This is a genomic window from Paenibacillus xinjiangensis (assembly GCF_059686975.1).
This window is the reverse complement of the sequence record NZ_JCAALS010000060.1, coordinates 1-1,192: the sequence shown is the minus strand read 5'-3', so window position 1 is coordinate 1,192 and position 1,192 is coordinate 1. Positions and strand designations below refer to the sequence as shown.

Annotated in this window: 2 tRNA genes and 2 rRNA genes; all 4 read right to left on the bottom strand. The window is 51.3% G+C overall.

The window, feature by feature from the left end:
• Positions 1-393, bottom strand: a 23S ribosomal RNA gene (locus AC6ESP_RS29430); the annotation flags it as partial.
• A 112-nt stretch (positions 394-505) separates the two neighbouring features.
• Positions 506-581, bottom strand: a tRNA-Ala gene (locus AC6ESP_RS29425).
• Between the two features lie 33 nt (positions 582-614).
• Positions 615-691, bottom strand: a tRNA-Ile gene (locus AC6ESP_RS29420).
• A gap of 132 nt (positions 692-823) precedes the next feature.
• A 16S ribosomal RNA gene (locus AC6ESP_RS29415) occupies positions 824-1,192 on the bottom strand; the annotation flags it as partial.

Sequence of the window (1,192 nt, the reverse complement as noted above, 5' to 3'; positions counted from 1 at the left end):
CTTTTGGCTACAGGGCTTTTACCTCTTATAGCGGGCCTTTCCAGACCTCTTCACCTAACACACACCTTTGTAACTCCATGTGAAACGTCCTACAACCCCAAGGAGCAAGCTCCTTGGTTTGGGCTAATCCGCGTTCGCTCGCCGCTACTGACGGAATCACTTTTGTTTTCTCTTCCTCAGGGTACTTAGATGTTTCAGTTCCCCTGGTATGCCTCTACACAACCTATGTATTCAGTTGTGAGTAACTATCCATTACGATAGCTGGGTTTCCCCATTCGGACATCCCCGGATCAAAGCCTGCTTACGGCTCCCCGAGGCAGTTTCGTTGTTCGCCACGTCCTTCATCGGCTCCTAGTGCCTAGGCATCCTCCGTGCGCTCTTACTAGCTTAACCTAATTGCTTGCCATTGACCGAAGTCAACTTCAGCAGGTTTTAAAAATAAATCAGCTAAAGGATGTTTCATTCTTTTCTTTCGCTATCCAGTTTTCAAGGTGCAAGTGTTTATTGGTGGAGCCAAGCGGGATCGAACCGCTGACCTCCTGCTTGCAAGGCAGGCGCTCTCCCAGCTGAGCTATGGCCCCATAAATGGGATCGCCAAGTTCTCAAGGCGATAATGGTGGGCCTTAGTGGACTCGAACCACCGACCTCACCCTTATCAGGGGTGCGCTCTAACCAGCTGAGCTAAAGGCCCAAGTATCTATTCACTTGGTTTCCTAGAAAGAGAATTACTCTTTCAAAACTGACAACGAGCGAGCAACTACTGCCTGTAGTTTGGAAGCTAAACTTCCTATCCGATCCTCATCGGGATCGGGTATTTCCTTAGAAAGGAGGTGATCCAGCCGCACCTTCCGATACGGCTACCTTGTTACGACTTCACCCCAATCATCTACCCCACCTTCGACGGCTGGCTCCTTGCGGTTACCCCACCGGCTTCGGGTGTTGTAAACTCTCGTGGTGTGACGGGCGGTGTGTACAAGACCCGGGAACGTATTCACCGCGGCATGCTGATCCGCGATTACTAGCAATTCCGACTTCATGCAGGCGAGTTGCAGCCTGCAATCCGAACTGAGACCGACTTTGTTGGGATTGGCTCCACCTCGCGGTTTCGCGACCCGTTGTATCGGCCATTGTAGTACGTGTGTAGCCCAGGTCATAAGGGGCATGATGATTTGACGTCATCCCCACCTTCCTC